General features: G+C 32.9%; 24 protein-coding genes. 8 read left to right on the forward strand and 16 right to left on the reverse strand.

Annotation, left to right across the window (positions count from 1 at the left end; all coding sequences use genetic code 11):
- Positions 1-151: 151 nt before the first annotated feature.
- From ACIQ2L_RS09615 to ACIQ2L_RS09655, 9 genes are all read right to left on the reverse strand, one after another.
- Positions 152-688: an AAA family ATPase gene (locus tag ACIQ2L_RS09615; protein ID WP_396158182.1), complete on the reverse strand. Its 537-nt coding sequence runs from the start codon at positions 686-688 to the stop codon at positions 152-154.
- A gap of 96 nt (positions 689-784) precedes the next feature.
- Positions 785-2,545 (reverse strand): DUF885 domain-containing protein, encoded by a 1,761-nt coding sequence (locus ACIQ2L_RS09620; RefSeq protein ID WP_396158184.1) that lies wholly within the window; start codon positions 2,543-2,545, stop codon positions 785-787.
- A 42-nt stretch (positions 2,546-2,587) separates the two neighbouring features.
- On the reverse strand, positions 2,588-4,054 hold the full coding sequence (locus ACIQ2L_RS09625; RefSeq protein ID WP_396158186.1) for a lipopolysaccharide biosynthesis protein: 1,467 nt from the start codon (positions 4,052-4,054) through the stop codon (positions 2,588-2,590).
- Positions 4,055-4,089: 35 nt separating this feature from the next.
- Positions 4,090-4,788: a hypothetical protein gene (locus ACIQ2L_RS09630; RefSeq protein ID WP_396158188.1), complete on the reverse strand. Its 699-nt coding sequence runs from the start codon at positions 4,786-4,788 to the stop codon at positions 4,090-4,092.
- Between the two features lie 2 nt (positions 4,789-4,790).
- A complete protein-coding gene (locus ACIQ2L_RS09635) occupies positions 4,791-6,047 on the reverse strand; it encodes a glycosyltransferase family 4 protein (RefSeq protein WP_396158190.1) in 1,257 nt (418 codons plus the stop codon).
- A gap of 34 nt (positions 6,048-6,081) precedes the next feature.
- Positions 6,082-6,549 (reverse strand): hypothetical protein, encoded by a 468-nt coding sequence (locus ACIQ2L_RS09640; RefSeq protein WP_396158192.1) that lies wholly within the window; start codon positions 6,547-6,549, stop codon positions 6,082-6,084.
- Positions 6,546-6,701 (reverse strand): hypothetical protein, encoded by a 156-nt coding sequence (locus ACIQ2L_RS09645; RefSeq protein ID WP_396158194.1) that lies wholly within the window; start codon positions 6,699-6,701, stop codon positions 6,546-6,548. Before ACIQ2L_RS09645 ends, ACIQ2L_RS09640 begins: the two co-directional genes overlap by 4 nt.
- 50 nt (positions 6,702-6,751) lie before the next feature.
- Positions 6,752-9,256, reverse strand: a complete 2,505-nt coding sequence (locus tag ACIQ2L_RS09650; protein WP_396158196.1) for a YfhO family protein — start codon at positions 9,254-9,256, stop codon at positions 6,752-6,754.
- Between the two features lie 55 nt (positions 9,257-9,311).
- Positions 9,312-9,593, reverse strand: a complete 282-nt coding sequence (locus tag ACIQ2L_RS09655; protein WP_396158198.1) for a DUF4834 family protein — start codon at positions 9,591-9,593, stop codon at positions 9,312-9,314.
- A 149-nt stretch (positions 9,594-9,742) separates the two neighbouring features.
- On the opposite strand from ACIQ2L_RS09655, the gene ACIQ2L_RS09660 reads away from it, so the two are divergent.
- Together ACIQ2L_RS09660 and ACIQ2L_RS09665 are read left to right on the forward strand one after the other, a co-directional pair.
- Positions 9,743-10,684 (forward strand): transporter, encoded by a 942-nt coding sequence (locus ACIQ2L_RS09660; protein ID WP_396158200.1) that lies wholly within the window; start codon positions 9,743-9,745, stop codon positions 10,682-10,684.
- Positions 10,684-11,802 (forward strand): GTP cyclohydrolase, encoded by a 1,119-nt coding sequence (locus tag ACIQ2L_RS09665; RefSeq protein ID WP_396158202.1) that lies wholly within the window; start codon positions 10,684-10,686, stop codon positions 11,800-11,802. The genes ACIQ2L_RS09660 and ACIQ2L_RS09665 overlap by 1 nt, the downstream gene beginning before the upstream one ends.
- 196 nt (positions 11,803-11,998) lie before the next feature.
- On the opposite strand, the gene ACIQ2L_RS09670 is transcribed toward ACIQ2L_RS09665, so the two are convergent.
- Entirely contained in the window at positions 11,999-12,937 is a 939-nt protein-coding gene (locus tag ACIQ2L_RS09670; protein WP_396158204.1) for a TerC family protein, read from the reverse strand.
- Positions 12,938-13,157: 220 nt separating this feature from the next.
- On the opposite strand from ACIQ2L_RS09670, the gene ACIQ2L_RS09675 reads away from it, so the two are divergent.
- A complete protein-coding gene (locus ACIQ2L_RS09675) occupies positions 13,158-15,347 on the forward strand; it encodes a glutamine synthetase III (protein WP_396158206.1) in 2,190 nt (729 codons plus the stop codon).
- A gap of 154 nt (positions 15,348-15,501) precedes the next feature.
- On the opposite strand, the gene ACIQ2L_RS09680 is transcribed toward ACIQ2L_RS09675, so the two are convergent.
- A complete protein-coding gene (locus ACIQ2L_RS09680; RefSeq protein WP_396158208.1) occupies positions 15,502-16,641 on the reverse strand; it encodes a hypothetical protein in 1,140 nt (379 codons plus the stop codon).
- 1 nt (position 16,642) lies between these two features.
- The gene (locus ACIQ2L_RS09685) at positions 16,643-17,089 is read right to left on the reverse strand and encodes a T9SS type A sorting domain-containing protein (protein ID WP_396158210.1); all 447 of its coding nucleotides are present in this window, start codon (positions 17,087-17,089) and stop codon (positions 16,643-16,645) included.
- 110 nt (positions 17,090-17,199) lie between these two features.
- On the opposite strand from ACIQ2L_RS09685, the gene ACIQ2L_RS09690 reads away from it, so the two are divergent.
- From ACIQ2L_RS09690 to ACIQ2L_RS09705, 4 genes are all read left to right on the forward strand, one after another.
- A complete protein-coding gene (locus ACIQ2L_RS09690) occupies positions 17,200-18,084 on the forward strand; it encodes an OmpA family protein (RefSeq protein ID WP_396158212.1) in 885 nt (294 codons plus the stop codon).
- A 1-nt stretch (position 18,085) separates the two neighbouring features.
- Positions 18,086-19,000, forward strand: coding sequence for an OmpA family protein (locus tag ACIQ2L_RS09695; protein ID WP_396158214.1), 915 nt, complete (start codon positions 18,086-18,088; stop codon positions 18,998-19,000).
- Positions 18,997-19,767, forward strand: a complete 771-nt coding sequence (locus ACIQ2L_RS09700) for an OmpA family protein (protein ID WP_396158216.1) — start codon at positions 18,997-18,999, stop codon at positions 19,765-19,767. Before ACIQ2L_RS09695 ends, ACIQ2L_RS09700 begins: the two co-directional genes overlap by 4 nt.
- A gap of 99 nt (positions 19,768-19,866) precedes the next feature.
- Positions 19,867-21,066 (forward strand): AIR synthase related protein, encoded by a 1,200-nt coding sequence (locus ACIQ2L_RS09705; protein WP_396158218.1) that lies wholly within the window; start codon positions 19,867-19,869, stop codon positions 21,064-21,066.
- Here the strand turns inward: ACIQ2L_RS09705 and ACIQ2L_RS09710 are convergent.
- The gene (locus ACIQ2L_RS09710; protein WP_396158220.1) at positions 21,063-21,842 is read right to left on the reverse strand and encodes a hypothetical protein; all 780 of its coding nucleotides are present in this window, start codon (positions 21,840-21,842) and stop codon (positions 21,063-21,065) included. The two genes, ACIQ2L_RS09705 and ACIQ2L_RS09710, sit on opposite strands and share 4 nt — an antisense overlap.
- 116 nt (positions 21,843-21,958) lie before the next feature.
- Here ACIQ2L_RS09710 and ACIQ2L_RS09715 point away from each other — a divergent pair, with 116 nt between their 5' ends.
- Positions 21,959-22,387 (forward strand): hypothetical protein, encoded by a 429-nt coding sequence (locus tag ACIQ2L_RS09715; protein ID WP_396158222.1) that lies wholly within the window; start codon positions 21,959-21,961, stop codon positions 22,385-22,387.
- Positions 22,388-22,504: 117 nt separating this feature from the next.
- On the opposite strand, the gene ACIQ2L_RS09720 is transcribed toward ACIQ2L_RS09715, so the two are convergent.
- The 3 genes from ACIQ2L_RS09720 to ACIQ2L_RS09730 all read right to left on the reverse strand — a co-directional run bounded on the left by ACIQ2L_RS09720 (position 22,505) and on the right by ACIQ2L_RS09730 (position 24,217).
- Positions 22,505-22,780, reverse strand: coding sequence for an ATP-dependent Clp protease adaptor ClpS (locus ACIQ2L_RS09720; RefSeq protein ID WP_396158224.1), 276 nt, complete (start codon positions 22,778-22,780; stop codon positions 22,505-22,507).
- 34 nt (positions 22,781-22,814) lie between these two features.
- Positions 22,815-23,651: a 50S ribosomal protein L11 methyltransferase gene (gene prmA / locus ACIQ2L_RS09725; RefSeq protein WP_396158226.1), complete on the reverse strand. Its 837-nt coding sequence runs from the start codon at positions 23,649-23,651 to the stop codon at positions 22,815-22,817.
- A 95-nt stretch (positions 23,652-23,746) separates the two neighbouring features.
- A complete protein-coding gene (locus ACIQ2L_RS09730; RefSeq protein ID WP_396158228.1) occupies positions 23,747-24,217 on the reverse strand; it encodes a hypothetical protein in 471 nt (156 codons plus the stop codon).
- Between the last annotated feature and the right edge of the window lie 108 nt (positions 24,218-24,325).

The following is a 24,325-nucleotide window of genomic DNA, read 5'->3' on the forward strand; positions in this document are numbered from 1 at the left end:
TTACGAGTTTTTCAAAACTACTTATTTTATATGAAATTAGAGAAAAGAAATGAGAGAAAAGAAAATAGAATGGACCTAATGTAAAGATATTAAATCAACGATTTAAAAATAACCCGAAACCCGAAACTTGAAACCCGAAATCCGTAACTTTTTAAAAAAGTTGACTTAAAATATAGTGTACACGTTCTTCGATTGTTCCTCTCGGCACTTCAATTAAATTGTAGCCATAGGTTTGATAGGTTTCCTGTAAATGATTAAAAATGAGTTTGGCCTGTTCAAAGTTTTCATAACGCGCTTCATCACTTTTATAAATATCTTCCCAAGGAGGTAGCACAAACACTTTGGAATACGAATGTTCTCTACTTGCTTGATCGAAAAAAGCGGGATAAGGATCACCTATGTAGTGCATATAGGCCAATATATCAGGTATGCCTCGGTCTAAAAAAACAATTTCTGTATGACCGGCCATTGCTTGTTCATGTTGCCTTTTTCTTCCTTCTAACAGTAATTCGCTGAATAATAATGGCTTTTCGAGAAATAATTGTTCGATACCTTGCTTTTTCGCTTCGAGTGTTATTTGTCTGGATATTTCAGGAAAACACGCATAACCTTGCTCTATAAGTGCATCGATTATGGTCGTTTTTCCGGTTCCCGGGCCACCTGTTATGACTATGAGTTCTTTTTTCAAGTTCTTGAAATGAAGCGCAAATTTATCGAAACAAATTAGAATACCTAAAGTGTTTTTAGATTTATTTTTAATTGATTTAAAGCCGTAGTTTTAGTATTATTTTTGTAACATTCGTTCTCGAATATATTTAACAGGAGAACTTCCAAAACTTAAAAACTTCTCATGAAAATCTTTTAGGTTATACTTATTACCCATTTTCTTTTGATAGTCATCTCTAAGTTGTTGAATTGCCGTTGCCCCACTATAATAGGAGCAAAGCTGTACTTGTGACACCGTTGCACGATGGTATTTTTCCTCAACTTGTTGGTCGGTTTGAAAACATTCTTTGGACAAAAGTTTTACAATAGCTTCTTTTGGTTTGTTCAAACATTGAATATCATAATCAATAATAACATTAGCCAATTCACGAAGTTTCCAAACACCCAATGCCAATTCTATTTCTGGCGCATGATTTCCCCATCCGTTTTCTACCATCATACCTTCACAATACACAGCCCAACCTTCAATCATTGCACCATTTTGGAAGACAGAACGCAACACATCTGGCGATTTTTTGTTGTTGTAAATTCCTTGCATACAATGTCCAGGAACCGCTTCGTGAATCGATAATATTTGTGACGAGTATGAGTTGGTTTCGCGCAACGCACTTTCGGCTTTTGCTGGTGTGTAAAGCGTTAGGTCATCAATGTTATAAAAAGTAGTTCCCTTTTTTTGATAAGGAGGAACAAATTCGGCACTTGCCATGGCAAAGCCACGTGCATAAGCTGGCATGTATCTCACTTTTATTGGAGTTGACGTAGTATCAAAATCGAATAAATCTTTCTCGATGATAAACTTTTTCAATTGCGTAACTTGATTTTTAAGTGTTGGGTAAAAGTTAGCTGGTGTAGCATGATTCAATTGCATTTTACCAAGCACCATTCGAACTACTTCTAGACTGTCTTTTGGTTGAGATTGTGTTGGATAATATTTTGTCCATACTTTATTGGCAGTGATAAACATTTTGCTATGCCACAATTTCTTATCGGTAATGGCTTTCTCATAAATCTGTTCCGGAGTAAAATCAGTCGCTAAATCGTATTTGAATTTTTGGGCAAAGAGTTTTTTTCCGATTCGATAGTCTTTGAATTTGAAATTTTTATTTGATTCCATTTTTTGTAAACCACTTACGTAACCGTTCATTGCCGTAATTGCTTTGGTAATGTTTTTTTGTAGATTTTCTTTCTCAACAGCACTTAATTTAGAAACCGCAATCGAATCGGTTAACGATTTGCCGAATACTTCTATTCCGCCTTTGTTTTGATTAATTGCCATTTCCAAATGTTCTTTGGTGGGTTGCTTCAAATTGGCTAAAGCCGCTTTATAGTATGCCTCTGAATTCTCCAGATATTTAGTTAATATTTTCAAACGTTCTTCAAGCGGAGCATAAGGTTGATTGATAATATAATCACAAGAACCACTTATATTATATACAGAGGCATCCCATTCTTGCTGTTTGAAAACACTAGTGTACCAAATGTCGCTTTCCAATTGATTTTTAATAATGTTGGAACTTATTTTGTTATTGTCATTTAATTGGTCAAAATCCAAAGCGTCTAAATTGGCTAACCATTTTTTAGAAAAGGCAACATTATCGTCAAAAGCGGCAGCATTTGGCACCACTAATTTATCATAATATTTGCCATACCCTTGAGCGATTGAACCCGAAGGATATTGTTTCCAATAGGCGCCTAAAAATTTTGTTTCAAATGTTGCGAAGTCCAAATCTATAGTACTAGTACTTTCTTTTTTATTCGAATTGCAACTGATAAAAATAAGGGTGAGCAAAACAAGAAGTTTCGCAATTGTTTTTTTCATGAGATTGGTTGGTTAATTTTTGTATTACGAATTTACAAAAAATTATAACAGCTTTATTTTCTTCAACACATTTACAATAACGCCGTTAATGTCTGCTGAAAGATTGGCTTTGAATACCAAACCAACATATAGTATGGTGACTAATATTGATTTCAAAATGATGTTTATGATGGGATGAAAAGAAAAGTCCCAATAATAAAAGCAGGAGAAACAAAGCAATCCAATCAATAAAGCATAAATGTTTTTTAAGGTAAAAGGAAACAGTTTCATTCGAATAACAACAAAAAGTAATTTAGCAATACTGTATAGTGTAATTGAAATTAAAGTAGCAATAGCTGCGCCGTTAATTCCGTAAATTGGTATGAATATCTTATTTAGTGTAATGGCAAAAAAAGCTAAAAACAATCCTAAAAATAAAACGGCTCTATAGTATTTGGAATTGAATATGATAGCATTGTTATTTCCTAAAACCAAATCAAAATATTTGGACAATCCGATAAGAAAAACAACTAATATACCACCACGATAATTTTCAGGCAATAGACTATATACTTGATCAATATTAACTAGAATACCAACCAGTACCAATCCGCCAACGATTTGCAATGTAATAGCCGTTTTCTTGTATAAATCGTTTAGTTCGTCGTGTTTACCTTCGATCATTAGTTTTGCCGTAATTGGATAGGTGATTTGATGCATCGCACGGCTTGGAACGGCTATAACCGTAGCAATAAATATGGCTACCGAATAGTAGGCAATATTTTCAATTTTTACATATTGGTTCAGCATCGTTTTATCAATATCCAAAAGCATGTTGGCAACACTGCCGGAAAGAATAATAAAACTGGAATAGATTAATATGGCTTTAGAATTATGAGGGAATTTAAAATCAAAGGAGATAGTTTTCACTTTGTTAGCATAGAACAACATAATTAGCGTACTCAATAAATAGACAAACATTGTAGCCGTGATAAATTGTTCGATAGAAAGAGCCCCAAAATAAACTGAAATAAGGAAAATAGAAATTAATACTCGTAAACCAATCTCTTTGATGAAATTACCAAAAACAGATTGCAAGTGCACTTTTACCCAAGCATAGAAAATCTCGAAATAACCCATACACAAACCGATAATTGGTATTTGCCAAACATAATCATATACAATATCGTTTTTGGTGGATAAAAATTGAGCAATACTATCATAAAAAATTGACCCCACAATTGCTATTGGAATAATTGCTACTAATGGAAGCACCAAAACAAAACTTAGAAACTGCGTTTTTTCTTTTTCGGTTTTGTATTCAGAGAAAAATTTTACAAGTGTATTGTGAATACCAAAAGCCATCAATGGAAAAATAACATTAGCACACGATAAGATATAACCTGTTAATCCATAAAATTTTTCACCCAAAAAATGAGGATACATAAACAACGCATTGGCAGCTCCAATCACAAAACCAATATAGGTAATGATGGTGTTTTTGATGGATTGGTTAATTACGATGCCCATGTTAAGGTACGATTTACGAAGTTAGAGGTTTTTTATTATTCTCCACAATTGGCATTATAATAATCGACTAAATCTTTCAGTTCGCTGAAATTGTATTCGTTGTTCTTTATTTTTTCAATTATTACCTCGCAATCTTTCATATAGTTGGCAAAAGATTTAATGTAATTGTCTCTAATCTTTGTTGGAAAAGGTTCACTTTTTCTTTTTACATAATATACTGAGTTTTCTATTTCAGATGCCATCCCTGGAAAAGTTGTTGTTGATGGAAAACTTACCATTTTTCCAGTATTACCCATAGGAACGCTGTTGTAAGTTGTTAATGTTGTTGTGCCTGAAGTTCTAAATTTTGTAGTTTTTTTATAAAGCTTAACATCACCTTCAGTAACCACTTCATATAATTCGTGGAAACTGTTTTTTGTCACTTTCAGATATTCATAATCTGTAACACCTTCATCTTCGGAAATGATGGTTATTCCTTTGACATCTTTATAAGTCCACGTTTCATCTTTGTCTTTTTCTTCAATTTTAAAAATAATAACTTCTTCTTGAGACATAAAAATAGTTTTTATTCTTCCAATACCTTCAATAGAAGTTTCATCATTGAAATGAATTATAGCTTTTTCAAATGAAGTTTTTTCAGGAGTACTAAGACCTAAACCAATTGAAGGATTTATTGTTTGAGAATAAATGCAATAATTAACAATAATCAAAATAATAAGAAAACGGTTTTTCATACTTAGGATATAAGTTTTGATAATTCTTCTGTCAAATGCTGCCTTGAATACTGTTGCAAACCAACAGCATGAACTTTTAAATTTTGTACCGAATATAAATTGTAATACTCCAAAAGTAACGCTTTCAACTTTTCTTTCTCATCATAAGTAAAGAAAACTCCCGTATTGGTAACGGTAATAATTTCGGCAAAATCAGAACCTTCTGGACCAATTGCGATAATAGGTCTTTCGGAAACCATGTATTCAAATAATTTTCCCGGAATAATACTTTTGGTATCGTTTGAATTGATTTCGATTACTAATAAAACTTGAGATTTTCGTTGGTGTTCTAATGCTTCTTGATGCGAAACGTAACCCAAATTTAAAACATAATCGGTAAGTTTAAATTCCGAAATGGTATCCAACACTTCCTGACTCACAGCTCCAATTAATTTTAGCTGGAAATCTTTTTTGAAGTTTTCATTTTCAGTAACTAATTCTTGTAGGGCTTGCCAAACTATTCTCGGATTTCTTTCGGATAAAAACGAACCAATATGAGCCAAAGTGAATTTGTCGTCTAAAGGTTTTTTGTTAACTTTTTCAATATCATAGCCATTCGTAATGACTTCAATTGGTCGAGAAGTTATCGCCTGAAATTCCGTTTTAGTAGTTTTACTCGTTACAATAATAGTATCGGCTGAATTCAACACTGCTGCCTCTAAAGCTTTGTGTTTTTTTTCGGCATAAGAAGATAATTTCAGCGCTTTGTGATACCCAATGGTTGTCCATGGATCTCGGAAATCGGCCAACCATTTTATAGTCAATTCTTTTTTTAATTGTAAACCAATTAGATGCAAACTATGCGGCGGTCCGGAGGTTACAATGGTGTCAATATTATTTTCTTGAATGTATTTTTTCAAATATTTTACCGATGGTTTTACCCAAAGAAAACGAGCGTCAGGAATAAATAGATTGCCACGAACCCAGAGCATGGTTTTTTCAAAAAAAGATTGTTTTTTTTGATTGGGAATAATGCCGGAACTGATTTTTTTGGTTTTGGATTTACCAAAAACAGAAGCCAAACCATAAGGTTCAAAGATTTTGTTTTTTAAAATAATAGCGTTGTCCGAAACTTCGCTTTCCAAACCTTCATCAATAATTGGATAAGTTGGATTTTCGGGAATAAAAACTATGGGTTGGATATTAAAATCGGGTAAATATTTCACAAACTTTAACCATCGTTGCACTCCTGGACCGCCGGCAGGCGGCCAATAGTACATGATGATTAAAAGTTTTTTGGTTTCAGGTTTCAAGTTATGAATTAGATTTTTTATTGATTTTTTCTAACTCTTCAATATCTAAAATATCTTTTGGCCGATTAGAAGCTTTTTTAGCTTTAATTAAATTGTCATAATCTAAAAAATAAACGGGAATATCATTAATTTCAGTAATGTAAGCTTTTTCTAAAAGTTGCTCGAAAGAACTATTTTCTAGGCCTTTAACTGAAGTCATAATATCTAAACGCAAATTAAAATTTAACGTAATATCAGTCCAGCCCGGAATAAATTGCATTGTATTTAAGTTTTCAAAATCTCCTATTCCTGCTTTTTTCAATGCTAGTCTTAAATTTTTTCTATTTTCAATTGAATCTTCAATAAAAATATCAATATCACCTGTATTTCGACCATAGCCGTAAATGTTTACAGCAAATCCTCCAATAGTCAAATATTTTACTTTATGTAAAGAAAAGTACTTCCAAATATCAATTATTTGACTATTCATTTATTTATTCGGTTTGATTTTTTTGCTGTTTTTAATAGATAGGAAATTTCAATAATAGCCATCATTTTATCAAATCGTTGTTGAGGAGACATCTTTCTAATCTCATCAATATAACGTGCTTCCATTTTGGAAGGATGAGCATGATTTAACATTTTTGTCTTCATAAAAATTTGAAATTAACAATCAAATTTACAAAATTAACTTAACTATTTTGAGTCCTTTTTCTATCGAAAAAAACTCCGACAATAATTACCAATATCATAATGATAAAACTAATCAGCGCAATCGTACTTCCCGTTTTTACCACTTGTGGCTCAAATTTGAACTCGATGGTGTGTTTTCCTTTGGGAATATCCATTCCACGTAAAGTATAATCTACTTTATAAATGTATGCTTTTTTACCATCAATTGTAGCATTCCAACCGTCTTTATAATAGATTTCAGAGAAGACTGCAAAGCCATTATTTGAATTATTGGTAGTGTATATCAAATGGTTTGGTTTGTATAAATCGAGTTTTATGGTTGCTAAACTATCAGTTATAAAAGTTTTTGGATCTGTTTTTCGCCATGCTCCAAATTCGTACTCATTTAATGTAGCCACATCTTTAGTTTCAATTTTGCCAAATTCCTTAATCTCTTCATCTGCTGAATTTACATACTTCAATTCTTTTACAAACCACGCATTCCCATTGTGAAACGGATTTACAATTGGAATATCACCTTCTTCAGTCCCAACAATCAAATATTTGATATTGAAGGCATTGATTACCGGAATACTTTTGGAAAGTGAAAGCGTTTTTGGATCGATAATGCTACCCAAATCGGACATGCTTTTTTCTATTTGATATTCGTAGACTTCTTTAAAACGCCTAGGCATAACAGCACTATAGCCACCAATAGATTTATGGAAATACGAAGAACGTGGGCTGTAAATTCCGCCCGCCACTTCATATACCCTAAAGTTGGTTGGGTCTTGAAGTATTAATGAATCAGCTTGAGTCGGTTGATAAGGCACGTCCACTTCTTGGGCACTTCTAAATTGTTCGCCATCATTACTTAGATAATTTTTAGCTACAAAAAATAAATCACCCACCATAATTACACCAATCAAAATAACAGCAGTATTTGCCGCTAATTTATTTTTTATGTAGAAATATAGTACACCAAACGAAATAGCAATTAAAAATCCGGAGCGCAATAAATCAGCCGAATACAAATCTTTTCTATCTTCTCTTAAGGCATCTATAAATTGTGATCCGAATGTTTTATCTGGATGTTGTTTTAAGGCATCGATTAATTGGCTGTCGATTTCGCCCACAAAATGAAACATGCTTTTGCACACAAAAAGTAACACAATTATTCCTAAAGTTGATGCTCCAGCTTTCCATAAGCTTTTCCAACGATTTTCTTCATTAGTAAAAAAGGATTGTAACCCCAGAATAGCCAAAACAGGCACACATAATTCTAATAAAACCTGAATGGACGAAACCGCTCTAAACTTATCATATATCGGAACGTAATCAATAAAGAAATCGGTCACGATTGATAGGTTTTTCCCCCAAGAAAGCAGTAATGAGAAAATGGCTCCAGCAAGGAATGCATATTTAATTTTGCGTTTGTCATGAAATAATGCCAACACAAATAGGAAGAAAACTACAGCACCAATATAGGCTGGGGCAGCCACTTGAGGTTGATCTCCCCAATATACCACGGCATAATTATCCGTAAGTTGTTTGGCTTCTTCAGGAGAAGCACCATAATTGAGCATGAAGTTGTATACATGGGAATCTTCGCCTAACTTTTGATTGTTTCCGCCACCAAATAATCTTGGCGAAAAGAGATTCAAACTTTCTAAAATACCATAACTATATTCAGTGATGTATTCTCTGTCCATGGCAATATTAGCTTCTTTTTTTGTGCCATCGGTATTAAAAGTTAATTCACTTTTTCCACGCGTACTAAAATCAGCATATTCTTTAGTTGCCATCAAACTCGTAGCATTTACCCCAATAGCAATTATAAGTGCAACAAGGAATGTCCCTATAATTTTTGGCAAAGCTTTCAATTCTTTTTCTTGGTAAAGTTGATATACAAAAAAGAAACTCATTACTATCAAAAGCAATAACAAATAGTACGTCATTTGAAAGTGATTGGCGGTGATTTCAAGTGCAATGGCTAACATGGTCAGTATTCCACCATACAAATATCGTTTTCTAAAAACCAAAATAAAACCAGCTACCACAAATGGCATATAGCCGATAGCATGAGCTTTGGCATTGTGTCCAACACCAATAATGACAATCAAATAGGTAGATAATCCAAACGCTAAGGCACCAAAAAAGGCTTTTAGTGGGTCAATTCGAAAAACCAGCATTAAGGCATAAAAACCAAGAAAGTAAAGGAATAAATAATCCGCAGGACGCGGTAAAAACCGAATCGCATTATCCAACATTCCGATATAATCATTCGGATAATTTGCTCCCGCTTGATACGTTGGCATTCCACCAAAAGAGGAGTTTGTCCAATACGGTTCTGTATGGTTTTCGGCTCTAAAATCGATTTGTTCCTTGGCCATTCCGGTATATTTAGCAATATCGGATTGGTAGATTTTTTTTCCTTGAATAACCGGATAGAAGTACACTAGCGAAATAACGATAAAACCAATTATGGCTAATAGATGCGGATATAACTTTTGAAGTAGCTTCATGTATTTGGTTTAGTGGTTTTTGGTTTACGGTTCATGGTTATAATAGACCACGAAATTATTCTATTTCTTTAAAATCGACATAGTCACCTACAATTTTTTTCTCTTTTGGTTTAGTTTTACTCCGTTCGCCTTCGGCTCGGGTTTCGTTGGAACGATTTTGAGTATTATATTGGTTTTGTGAATTCTGTTGCTGTTGTTGAAATTGTTGTGAGGCTTTTTCAACTACTTTTTTTGCCAGTATAGGTAAAAATAATCGCGCTAGAAACTTAATTACATAGTAAAATAGTAGGATATAGAATATGGCTTTTAACAAACCATTGAAAGATGCTGTTTCCATTATAAAAAATAATTTTGTCAAAAATACTAAATTCCACAATTTAAAATTCGGTTTAACTTCTTAAATAAATGATAAAATATACTACTTTTGAAACACTAAGTTTTAATGCTTAATTTTCATAACTAATGGTGAATATAAAAATGTTTCTTATGGTTGGTTTTTTTTTGTTATCAGCCACTCCTTATGCACAATATACCGATATTATTAATTCCAATAGACCAGGAGAATCAATGTCGGCTTTTTCTGTTGGCAAGGCCGTAATTCAGGCAGAAGCTGGATTATATGGAATTAAAGAGAAGCATGATTTATTACGTTATCAAGCGAATGGATTTGGAACCGAAATTGACGTTAGATATGGCGCTTTTTTTGACCAGTTTGAGTTTGCTCTAAACACACAATATCAATATGATTGGTATGAGGCACCTTTGGTCAATGATACACGAGGCGGTTTTAAGCAAATTATTATTGGTGCAAAATATTTGATATATGATCCTTTCATAAGGAAAGAAAAAGCAAATATTTATAGTTGGAAAGCAAATCATAAATTTAGTTGGAAGCAGTTCATACCTGCTGTTGCAGTATATGCGGGATTTAATTTAAAGTTGGGAACCAATCCATATACTTTTCCAACAGACCGAACGATAAGCCCCAAGATAATGGCTATTACACAGCATCATTTTGGATCTAAATGGGTTTGGGTTAACAATATTATCGCTGATAAATACATGACAGATTATCCTAGCTTCGGAATCATATCAACATTAACAAGAGGTTTTAATATGCGTTGGTCTGGTTTTTTGGAATTACAAGGCTACAAAAGTGATTATTATGCCGACACTCTTTTTCGTTTTGGGGCTGCTTATCTAATTCGTGAAAACATTCAGTTGGATGCTTCTTTTAATAAGAATGTAAAAGAAACCCCTTCGATTTTAATTGCCAATATTGGAATGTCTTGGCGTTTTGATAGCAATTGGGAAACCAATTACAAGCGAATTGATGGAGGTAAAAAAGACAAAAAGAAAGATAAGAAATCGAAAAGAGATAAAGGCAAAAAGCGCAAAGACGAAGTAGAATTAGAAAAGACCAAATAATGATTACTATAGTTGAAGCCAATTCAAAAAAGCTGCTCAAAGCATTTGTTAATTTTCCGTTTACCTTATATAAAAACCATCCGTATTGGGTTCCTCCATTAATTAATGACGAGCTAGACACTTTTGATAAAACTAAAAACCCAGCATTTACATCTGCGGAAGCTACTTTTTATTTGGCCTACCAAGACAATAAAGTTGTTGGTAGAATTGCAGCCATTATAAATTGGGATGAAGTTAATAATCAAAAAAAGCGGAAAGTTCGTTTTGGTTGGTGGGATGTTATTGATGATATTGAAGTCACCAAAGCATTGTTGGAGAAAGTATATGAATTGGGTAGAAAAAATAACTTAGAATATGTTGAGGGGCCGATGGGTTTTTCCAATTTAGATAAAGTAGGTGTGCTTACAGAAGGTTTTGATGAAATAGGCTCTATGATTACTTGGTATAACTTTCCTTATTATAAAGATCACTTAGAAAAATTGTCTTTTATAAAAGAGAAAGAATACTTGGAGAATAAATTTCCATTTGCCAATGTTAAACCAGAAATATTTTTGAAAGGAAATGAATTAATAAAGAAACGCTATGAACTAAGACCGATAAATTTTACCAGCAACAAAGAAATTATGCCTTATGTAGATAAGATGTTTGATTTGTTCAATGCAGCTTATTCAGGCTTATCTTCATTTGTTGCCATTACGGATATTCAAAAGGATTATTTCAAAAAGAAATACATCAGTTTCATCAATCCGGAATATATCAAATTTGTGATGGATAAAGATAACAAGATGGTTGCTTTTAGTATTGTAATGCCTAGTTTTTCAGAAGCATTGCAAAAAACGAAAGGCAAACTGTTTCCTTTTGGATTTTATCATTTACTCAAGGCAAAAAAAGAAAGTAAAGAGGTGCTTTTCTACTTAATTGGTGTAGACCCTGACTACCAAAGTAAAGGAGTAACAGCAATAATCTTTAACGAATATTATAATACTTTTAAAGAAAAGGGCATACTAAATTGCATTAGAACTCCTGAGTTAGAGGATAATCATGCCATTCATAATATGTGGAAGCATTTTGACCCAGTTACTTTCAGAAGAAGAAGAACGTATAAGTTGCCTTTATGAGGATAACTATTCAACTTTTTTAAATAAAAAGCTATTTTCTTATTTCTAAACCCAAAAGCGTTGTCAATCCTATAATTAATTTTGATACCAATGAAATCGAAAAGGGTATTGGACTCCTCTTTTTGATTTGACCCTTTTACGGTTAGTTAATCACTAGTAATTATTCTGAATTAATTGAATTGGTTTCAATCTATATTTATTCTTCTTTTCTTCTAATTGAAACAACTATACCAATTAAAAGAGAAAGTGCAATAAAGGATAACGAAACCCATTCTGGAAACTTGTAATAATGAACCAATAACATTTTAACACCAACAAAAGTTAGAATTGCAATCAAACTATATTCTAAGTAACTGAACTTTTCCAACATATTGGCCAAAAAGAAATACATAGAACGTAATCCTAAAATCGCAAAAATATTAGAGCTAAAAACTAAAAACGGATCAGCTGTTATGGCTAATATTGCTGGAACGCTATCCAAAGCAAATAACATATCCATAACTTCTATAACTATCAACGCTACAAAAAGAGGAGTGGCAGCCGTGATGTGTTTTCTTTTCACAAAAAAATGTTCTCCTTCTATATGTGTTGTGATGGGAATTATTTTACGTAAATTTCTATACACAAATGATTTCTTAGGATTGAATTCTTCCTCTTCACCTTTTAACAACATTTTGACAGCGGTAAATAGTAAGAATGCACCAAATATATAAGTCATCCAACTAAACTTATTTATTAAAATCACACCAAAGAAAATCATCAAACCTCGAAATGCAATAGCACCTAAAATTCCCCAAAACAAAACCCGATGCTGGTATTTTTGTGGAATTTTAAAAGACGCAAATATCACGGCTATGATAAAAATATTATCAATACTTAATGATAATTCGATTAAATAACCAGTAATGAATTTTAAAGTTGCCACTGAAGGAGTGATTCCTGTGGGATTGGATATATAGCCATTACTATAAATCCAATTGATAACAAGAGAAAAAACAAAAGAAAGCGTTACCCATATTCCCGTCCATATTCCGGCTTCTTTTGGTTTTATAATATGTGGGTTTTTATTGAATACGCCCAAATCTAATGCAAGAAAAAGGAAAATTGTAGCTAGAAAAATTATCCAAACAATCATGTTTTTAATTTTAAGGTACAAATATAGTGGATTAGATTTTCAAAGTATAATTTGAAGTTGTTTTACTGAATAAAAATCTATACCATAAAAGTTGTTAACAAAAATTATTCATAATTTTTAAAAATACCCCTAAAAAAATAGGGTATGTCTTTTTTTAATTTATAAATAACTCTATATTTGCATCAAATTATTAGGGTATAACTATAAAAAATTAAATTTTATGTCAACTTTACGTTTCCAAGCATTAAAAGAGGCTTCAGGTAGAAAACCTGTTAAATTTGAAGAAGCCGGAAAAAAATCAGCAATTTTTGGTTCCAATGTGTTTAACGACAAAGCGATGAAGCAGTTTCTAACTTCAGATGCTTATAAAGGTGTAAAAGATGCGGTGCAGCATGGAACTAAAATAGATAGAAAACTTGCCGATTATATCGCAATGGGAATGAAAGAATGGGCTGTTGCCAAAGGGGTAACACATTATACGCATTGGTTTCAACCGTTAACAGGAGCAACCGCTGAAAAACACGACGCTTTTTTTGAAACGTCTTACGATGGATCTGATCCTGTTGAAAAATTTGGAGGTGGTCAATTAGTACAACAAGAACCAGATGCTTCTTCATTTCCAAATGGAGGCATCAGAAATACATTTGAAGCTCGTGGTTACACTGCTTGGGATCCAACCTCACCAGCGTTTATTTTTGGAACTACTTTATGTATTCCAACCGTTTTTATCTCTTATACTGGTGAAGCTTTAGATTATAAAACACCATTGTTACGTGCTTTAAATGCAGTAGATGAAGCGGCGACAGATGTTTGTAAATATTTTGATAAAAACGTAAAAAAAGTAACTGCCACTCTGGGTTGGGAACAAGAATACTTTTTAGTTGATGCATCTCTAGCTAATTCTCGCCCCGATTTAGTAATGACAGGAAGAACTTTGTTAGGTCATACTTCTGCAAAAGGGCAACAATTGGATGATCATTATTTTGGTTCCATTCCATCGCGTGCGTTGAATTATATGCGTGAGTTAGAAGAAGAATGTATGTTGTTGGGAATACCAGTTAAAACACGTCATAACGAAGTAGCGCCAAACCAATTTGAGTTAGCTCCGATTTTTGAAGAAACCAATCTGGCCGTTGACCACAATTCATTGTTGATGGATGTAATGTCAAAAGTAGGAGAGCGACATGATTTTAAAGTACTGTTTCATGAAAAACCTTTTAAAGGAGTTAACGGTTCAGGGAAACACAATAACTGGTCGATGGCAACTGATACAGGTGTGAATTTATTATCACCAGGTAAAACTCCAATGAGTAACTTACAATTCCTATCGTTTTTTATCAATACAATTAAAGCGGTAAATGAATATGAAGAATTACTTCGTGCAGCTATTGCAACGGCAAGTAACGATCACAGGTTAGGAGCCAACGAAGCACCACCAGCCATTATTTCGGTTTTCATCGGGCAACAATTGACTAAGGTTTTAGCGGAATTAGAAGGTGTTTCAAAAGGGAAATTATCTCCTGAAGAAAAAACCGACTTAAAGCTTAATGTAGTTGGTAAAATTCCAGATGTAATGTTAGATAATACCGATAGAAATAGAACGTCACCTTTTGCATTCACTGGAAATAAATTTGAGTTTAGAGCGGTTGGTTCGTCTGCCAATTGTGCTAACGCAATGACAACCCTGAATTCTATCGTTGCCAAACAATTGAAAGATTTCAAAAAAGAAGTAGATGCTCTAATTGAGAAAAACGATTTAAAGAAAGACGAAGCCATTTTTAACGTATTAAGAGAATACATTAAAGGAACTAAAAATATTCTTTTTGAAGGTGATGGATATAGTGATGCATGGGAAAAAGAAGCTAAAAAACGTGGTTTGAGTAATCATAAAACTACTCCTTTAGCGTTAAAAGCGAAAGTTTCTAAAAAAGCGTTAGACTTGTTCAAAGATTTGAACGTAATGAACCATGTAGAAGTAGAAGCGCGTTATGAAATTGAATTAGAAGAATACACTAAGAAAATTCAGATTGAAGGAAGAGTTTTGGGAGATATTGCTCGTAACCATGTAATTCCAACCGCTATTCGTTACCAAAATACGTTGATTGAAAACGTACGTGGATTAAAAGAAATCTTCGGTAAAGACTTTGAGAAAATTGCTAAAGAACAAATCTCTTTAATCAAAGAAATTTCAGCTCATATCGAAGGAATTAATTCTAATGTTGAAGCGATGACCGAAGCGCGTAAGAAAGCAAACGCTTTAACCGATGCTCAAAAAATGGCCGAAATGTATTGTGATAAAGTAAAACCATACTTCGATGTAATTAGAGAACATTGCGATAAATTAGAGCTTTTAGTTGATGACGAAATTTGGACTTTGACTAAATACAGAGAGTTGTTGTTTACGAGATAATTAAATTAGGGCGTTTCCTTCGGCAGTCGGCTTTCAGCCTCGTGTTCCTTCAGGTCAGGCTTTCCGCAGTACACGGTACTTGCTCCAATCCTTAACGCAAAAAAAATCCCGTCTCGTTCAAAACGAGACGGGATTTTTTTATAATTTAATCAGATTAAATCTGAGTTATTGTATAGGTTCCTGAGCCGTTGAAATTTAAAGTTAGCTCTACTCTAAAGTTTTTAGGTGTGGAAGTCAGGTTTGGAAAAGTTATAGATGTTCCACCATTATCTATTGTTCCGTCTGAGAGATTATCACCATAATCAAAAGTTTGTTCTGGACCCAAAATATTAAATCTAAAGTTAGTGTTAGAACCACTACTATTTGATATTCCGTTAACAATAAATGTAAATCTGTTATTAGCCACAGAATAGGTACCATTTATATTATTCCCAGAACCTAATATCAAAGTGGGAGCAAACGATGATAATCCTAATGAAAAACTTTCTAATGGATAATTATTTTGTTCATTAAGATTTATTAAGTTTATCAAATAAAATCCTGTATTGTTAACTAAAAAACTAGAACCATTTATCGTTAAATTATTTGTTATGTTTATGCCATAAATCGGTGATGACACTGAGTTTGACGCTAAAAACTTAATTTCTGTTCCAGCTGTTAAATATCTATAACCTGTTCTTATAATGGAATTTGCAAATAAACCAAAAGAATTATCCATTAGCAGTGCTGAAGTTGGGTTAAAACTATTAAAACTTCCATACATATAAAAATTATTTGGACTGCTTGTAGACGAAGAATTAGTCGACGGCAAAGATAATTGCCCGCTATCATTTACAGTAACTTGATAAGGCGTTCCATTTGGCGAAACTAAGGTGATTCCTTCTCCAGGCGAAGTAATTAAACTGTCTGCAGCCAAAGCATAAGGAACAGAAAGCAATTGTGTTGTACCAACAGCTACAAAATTGGTACCGCCAGCTATGTCCATTTCTACTGATAAAAACTTAGAATTTGTTGACCAATTGATCGTGTTGAAAGTTCCAGAAACTACGGTTCCTTGTCCAATTACTAAATTAAATAATCCTTGTGCATTGGTAGTTCTTAAATGTGTTTCTGAGTAAAGATTTGTTCCTGTAACCGAGTTGTTTAGAATAGATAAACGAATTCTTACGTTAGAATTTACTACTGGATTTCCAGAAGTATTTAACGCAATGGCTTGATACGAAATTCCTTGTGGCACTTGTGCAAAAGTCAAAAAGGAAATAAAAAGTGCTGATAATAATAATAGTTTCTTCATGTTAACGTTTGATAATTTTGAATGAATTAATGTTTTTGTTTTTAAATCGAATTAGGTAAACGCCAGCAGAAAGCTCCGATAAATCCAAAGCTTTGTCCGACGTAATTTTGTTTTCAGAAACTAATTGTCCCGATAAATTGAAAATTGAAACTTGTTCATCTGACAGATTAGTATCAGTTTGAAAGTAAATCGTTGCCGAAGTTGGATTAGGATAAACCGTAATCTTATTGTTTAATTCTAGTTGTGGAACTTCCAACGTTTGCACTAAGATTCCAATAATTCCTGAACTGGATTGCGATTGATTTTGAGGAACTACCACAATTTCACCAATGGAAACCGAAGAACTCGCTGTAATTAAACTTCCAGAATTGACAGATTGAATAACCGATTGTGAACTAACTGAAATGGTGAAGGTTAAAAATGCAAAAAAAAATATTATTCGATTCATATCTTAAAGTTTTTATTTACAAATGTAAATATTATATTATGACTATTTGACAAAATTTTTACTTTCAAATGTTATTTTTGTGTAACTTTCGGTTGTATTAAAAACAGTTTATGAAACTTACATTTGTTTTTCTCTTTCTTTTTTTTTCAACTTCGCAATACGCACAAGAGCAATTTTCTCTTTATTTTGACAGCAACAAATTTGAATTAAGCACCAAAGAACAGACAAGACTAAACATTTGGATTGCCGAAAATAAAAACAATAAAATAGTAGCCATTCACGGTTTTACCGATGAAGTTGGGACAACGGGTTTTAATGATACTTTAGCGCAAAAAAGAGTAGATTTTATTTTTCAAAATGTAAAAAATCAAATCAAAATTAGAGAAGATTTTAAAACAAGAAGTTTTGGTGAAAGTTTTAATCAGTCAGTCAATAAAGCCGAAAACAGGAAAGTTACCATCTTTTATATCCTTGAAAAAGATTTACCTCGAGAAGATGAAATTTTAGGTATTAAAAAGGTGGTAAAGGAGGAACAACCAAAACCCGAAATAGTTTACCCCGAAAAATTAGTATTTGAAAATCCCAATGGAACTAAATCAGAGTTCAAATTGGATCGAGTTTTTATGAAGACAATGGGTGAAGCAAAACCTGGTGAAAAATTAAAAATAGAAAACCTTAATTTCATCATCAATACCTTTGCTGTGGTGAATGAGTCTCGTGGAAAAATGTATGAGTTGTTATTAGTTTTGCAAAAAAAACCGCAATTAAAAATCGAGATTCACGGACATTTATGTTGTATGCCAGTAGATAGAACTGATTTATCAACCCAACGTGCCAAAGCCATTTATAATTTTTTGATACAAAATGAAATCGACAAAAGCCGATTGTCCTACAAAGGTTTTGGAAGCACACAACCCATTTATCCGTTGCCCGAGAAAGATGAAAAGGAGCGTGCCGCCAATCGAAGAGTAGAAATTTTAATTATTGAAAATTAAGATGCAAAAGCTCTTTTTACTTTATCTTTTGTTTTTTTCGATGCATAGCTTTTGTCAAAACAAACTCGACGTTTTTTTTGATTTTAATCAGGATGTTCCTAACAAGTCGTCCCAAATTATAATTAATCAATGGGTTTTAGATAATAAAAATGTTGAAATCACTAAAGTTCTTGGCTATTGCGATAGCGTTGACGACAGCAAATACAATAAAGATTTAGCCATGCGAAGAATCAATTCGATAGTAACTTTTTTTAAAACGAACAATGTTAGGATTACTCATAAAGTAGAACTTAAATCATTTGGCAAAGATTTTAAGTATTCTAAAAATCAAAGCGAGAATAGAAAAGTAGTATTTTTTTTTAATCTTTTGAAAGATGAAAAACAAGATGTAAAAAACACTAAAACAATACCCGATACTCCTTTTGGTAACAGGCCAGTTAGAGAAGCTGCTGCAGAAGAAACATCTCAAAATAAAGAATATGATATAGTAGAAGCTATTGATATGGAAGCCCTAGTTGAAGATGAAAAATCGACATTAGCAGCAAAATTTAACAAAGCAAAAGTTGGGGATTTAGTTAGAATTAGTAATATCAATTTTTATTTTAATTCAGAAAAAGTAATGGATCAATCGTTTCCGCTCTTGGATGAATTACTTGAAATAATGATAAGTAATCCAACTTTGAGAATTGAGATTCACGGGCATATTTGTTGCAATCCGAACCCGAATGACACAAAACTATCTTATAGAAGAGCACTAGTTATTCTTAAATATTTGACTAAAAACGGAATAGAAGTAAACCGATTGGCATTCAAAGGATATGGAAGTAACGATCCGATTTATAAAGTGCCAGAACGAAATGAAAAAGAACGGGCTGCCAATCGCAGAGTCGAAATTTTAATTGTTGCCAAACGATGAAATGGATAATCTTCATACTATTTCTTCTTATTTCCTTCAAATCACTAGGACAAAAGCAAGTTGAGGTCTTCTTTGACTTTAATAAAGATTTTCCAAATCAAACTTCTATTTTAGAAATCAACGAATGGATTGCTAATAATAAAAATGTTGATATCATTAAGCTTTTAGGCTATTGTGACAGTATCGATACCAAAAATTATAATAAAAAATTAGCGGAAAGACGGATTGATAATGTTCAGATTTTATTAGAAAAAAGTGGGTTAAAGTTTAATAAAAATTTAGAGAAAATTGCTTTTGGGAAAGATTTTAAGCAATCTAAAATTCAATCAGAAAATAGAAAAGTAACTATTTTTTATACGGAACCTGAACTTGTTCCCGTTGAAAGTGAACTGACCAAGAAAATAAAGAATTCCAAAGTGGGCGAAACGATTGCGTTACCCAATATTTATTTTTTCAATAATTCAGCGCGCATTGTTCCAAAGTCACAACCTACTTTAATTGACTTACGTTGTGCTATGGAAGAAAATCCCAAACTAAAAATTGAAATCCAAGGACATATTTGCTGTCAATTGGTGAATGATTTTAACGGGATTTCAACAGCTCGAGCCAAAACTATTTATTCCTATCTTATCAGAAACAAAATTGATAGAACTAGAATGAAATATACTGGGTTTGGTGTATCAAGACCGATACATAAAATTCCTGAAAAAAATGAACAAGAAGAAGATGAAAATAGAAGAGTTGAAATTTTAATTTTAGAAAAATAATTCAAAAAATCCCAAATCTCAAATCTTGAATTTCAAATCAAATGGTATCTTTGCCACTCATTCACCCTGAGCTTGTCGAAGGGCAACTAACTACTGCACATGAGTTCTGATAACAGTCAACGTTATAATCTTCGAGGAGTTTCGGCTTCTAAAGAAGATGTACACCATGCCATCAAAAACATTGATAAAGGATTATTCCCAAAAGCTTTCTGCAAAATTGTCCCCGATTATTTAACGAATGATGAAGACTTTTGCCTTATCATGCATGCTGATGGTGCAGGGACAAAATCGTCTTTAGCGTATTTATATTGGAAAGAAACAGGTGATATTTCGGTGTGGAAAGGCATTGCGCAAGATGCCTTGATAATGAATATCGATGATTTGCTTTGTGTGGGTGCTACCGATAATATCCTGCTTTCATCTACCATTGGAAGAAATAAGAATTTGATTCCAGCCGAAGTAATTTCAGCCATTATCAACGGAACTGAAGAATTAATTGCGGAACTCAAAACCTACGGTGTAACTATTCATTCTACCGGCGGCGAAACGGCTGATGTAGGCGATTTAGTAAGAACGATTATTGTAGATTCAACTGTTACAGCCAGGATGAAAAGGGCTGATGTGATTGATAATGCTAATATAAAAGCTGGCGATGTGATTGTGGGATTGGCTTCTTTCGGTCAGGCCAATTATGAACAAAGTTATAATGGTGGTATGGGAAGCAACGGATTAACTTCTGCGCGTCATGATGTTTTTGCCAAATATCTAGCGGACAAATATCCGGAAAGTTTCGATGCTGCTGTCCCAAATGATTTGGTTTATTCTGGAAAGGTTAAATTAACAGATGAAGTTGAAAATTCTCCCATTGATGCTGGAAAATTGGTATTGTCACCAACGAGAACGTATGCTCCAATTATTAAAACTATTTTAGACAAGTACAGCGCAAAAGACATTCACGGTATGGTGCATTGTTCTGGCGGGGCACAAACGAAAGTATTACATTTCGTTGATAATGTGCATGTGATTAAAGACAACTTATTCTCGGTACCTCCACTTTTTAAATTAATACAAGAACAGTCAAATACTGATTGGAAAGAAATGTATCAAGTGTTTAATTGTGGTCATCGCATGGAGTTGTATGTCTCAAATGAAATCGCTCAGGACATCATCGAAATCTCAAAATCTTTTGGAGTTGACGCTCAAATTGTGGGTAGAGTAGAAGCTATAGATTCTGATATGCATCAGAATAAAACCAAAAAACTCACTATTGAAAGTGAGTTTGGGAAGTTTGAGTATTAATTAAAATTTTTTCGAAGTTCAATTATCGTTTGATTTGGTCCATCTAAGTTTACAAAACCTCTTCGCGGTCGGTCTAGGTCATAAGTGAATAATATAACTAAAGAGACTAATAAGCAAAATCCGGTTTGTACTAACCAATCAGTTTTGCCTTTTCGTCCATCGGAATAGCCACTATAAAAGGCAGTAATCAACGCGAGTAAAAACAACATGATTAGAATGCTTTCAGGAACTTTTGCTTTTTCTCCTGATAAGCGCGAAGTCGCTACATCAATCATTGTATTTAAAGCTGGAATCATTTGTTGTGTGGCAGCAAGATTATTTGGGTCTTTGGATAGGTTACTTGCTCGTTTCCATAATCTTGCGGAAATTGTTTGAGATAAACTATCGGCTTTTAGAATTCCTTTTACATTTGGTCCAACTTCATAGTATTGAATTCTGGCTTCAACATAGTCTTTAAAATCTTTTCGGAATAGAACTCTTTCTGTTTCTGGATATAAATCGCTACGTAAAATGGCTGTTCCAATATCATTTGCTTCTTCCACCACAATAGTTCTCCTAGAATCATAACGGTTACCACTCATACCAAAGGTAAATGCTAATAAGAAAAAAAGTAATGCAGTTAGTCCTGAAGTTTCTGTTAAATTTTGTGTTGATTTATTGTTCGATCGAATTTTGTTTCCAATTATTTTTCCAACCATCGTGGCAATAATCATTAATATAAATAGGATTGAGGCAATTACCCACGCTTCAGTTTGAATAAGTAAATCAGTTTTCATGTTTATTTTATTATAATTAATGTAGAAGATGATTTGGACTAGTGTCGAAGGTATGAAAATTTGAATTATATTTTAAAAACTTTACGACCTTTGTATCAAATATTAAATAAATAAAAATGATTATCAACCTTAAAAATGGAATAGAGCAATTGCTTTTTGGCATGAAACAAACTCATGTGGAATCAATCTATGGGAAACCAGATAAGCAATATAAAGATGAAGAAGGAAATGTTATTTGTTTGTTTAATAAACAAAAATGGAGTTTAACTTTTTATGAAGAAGAGGATTTTCGATTGGGATATATTATTTGTTCCCATTCGGATGCTACGATTTTGGACAAAAAAGTCATCGGTAAAAATATAGAAAGCATTAAAGCCGAATTACCTTTTAAATCCTGGACAAAAGAAGATTTTGATACAACAGAAAATCACTTCAACGAAAGTAATTGGTTAATTCTACAATCTGAATTCAATGATATCATTAGGGTTGAAATAGGTGCGATTATCAACGAAAAAGATGAATTTAATTGGAAGTTTAAAAGTTAGTTTTATCACGTCACTTCGAGTGTTTCGCCGCAATCGAAATGTATCGAGATGTTTAGTAGTTCTCGATACATTTTTTGCTTCGTTTTACTTCACAAAAAATACGAACTGACGGAAGTATTACACTATTTCCGCACTCAAACCAGCTTCCAAAAGTTGCATACATTGTGGTTTAAGTTCGTCAAAACTTCCCGTTTTCACAGTACATTTCCCTTTATAATGAACTAATATAGCGCATTGTTCTGCTTGTTCAGCCGTGTGTTTGCAAACACGAATTAGCGTGTCAATCACGTGATCAAACGTATTGACATCATCATTATATAATATGATTTCGTTGTTAATACCAACTTGATCTTCGACTAAAACGTCTTCCTGTACTTTTTCGATGGTGCTCATTTTCATTTCGTTTTACTTTATGCAAAATTTTCAGTTACAAATTTACATATTTAAGCGAAGTCCAATTATTTCTTTCTATTTTTTTAACAAAAGTTAGCCCTTTTTCAGTGCATGAAGCATCGATATATGGAATGTCTTCTGTATAAAATCCGCTCAATAATAATGTTCCTTTTTTGTTTAAACAATCTACATAATGTTGCATATCGTTCAACAAAATATTGCGATTAATATTGGCTATAATTAGGTCATATTTTTTGCCTTTCAGCAAAGCTGCATCGCCTTCATAAACTGTAATTTCGTTACAGTTATTTCGTTCCGAATTTTCGATGGAATTTAAATAACACCAATTGTCAATGTCAATAGCATCAATTGGTTTGGCACCTTTTATTTCGGCAAGAATAGCCAAAATTGCAGTACCACAACCCATGTCTAAGGTTTTCATATTGGTTACATCAGTTTCTAGAAGATGTTGAATCATCATATGAGTAGTTTCATGATGACCTGTTCCGAAGCTCATTTTGGGCTCGATGACAATATCAAATTCAGCAGTTGTTTTTGGGTGGAAAGAAGCTCGTACGTGACATTTTCCATCTACGTCGATGGCTTCGAAGTTTTTTTCCCAATCTTCATTCCAATTGACTTGGTCAATCTCTTCGATTGTATAGGAAATAATGAACTCAGGAGAATGTAACAAATAAATATCATCTAATATATTTTTAGTGCAAAGGTCTTTTTGAATATAGGCACTGAATCCGTTATCGGTTTCAATAAAACTTTCAAATGGTTTTTCGCCAAGTTCTGCGATTAAAATTTCTGAACCTAGTTCTTTTGGTTCAACTGAAAAATGATACCCTAAATATACGTTTGACATTATTGTTTTTTTTTACTTTGTACATTCGACCTTATGTGGTCTCGGGTGCAAAGGTAACAATCGGCTGTATCACTTTCGAATCATTTCAACAAAAATTAATCGTCTGTCTTGACTACAGTTTTTAAGCTGGCGTTAGGAAGCGCATCTGGAACTACAGAAAAAATCATAAGTTTACTGTAACGTTTGTTTTCAGCATCATATAAATAGGTAATCGTATTTTCTTTTGGATTATAAATAAGTTTAGCTCTCATGAATTTGGAACGAATATACCAAGTTCCTTCAGTTTCACTGGTTTGAGAGAATTCTGTTATTGAACCATGGTGTAGTCTCACTTGACCATTGTCAATCATACTGATGGCAATGTAGCCGTTTGTTTTTGAACCAATTTCTCGAATATCAACTACTGAGTTTTCATATTCAGTTTCTTTCAATTCATATTTTTCAAATTCAGTGTTCCAAACGTAATATTTTCTTGAGTCCGATTGAAATCGTTTCTGTGTATCAATTTGTGCTTTCATGTTCAATGAAAAAATAAGCACAAGAATTAGGACGAATCTTGTTTTCATTTGTTTTGACTTTATTGTAACGTAAAATAAAATAATACTTCGATTAAAAGCAAATAAAATCGATAAAATGCAATTAAATTTTAAAAAAATAAAAAAAATCTTTCAAAT

This window comes from Flavobacterium sp. (assembly GCF_044369455.1).
Lineage (GTDB): Bacteria > Bacteroidota > Bacteroidia > Flavobacteriales > Flavobacteriaceae > Flavobacterium.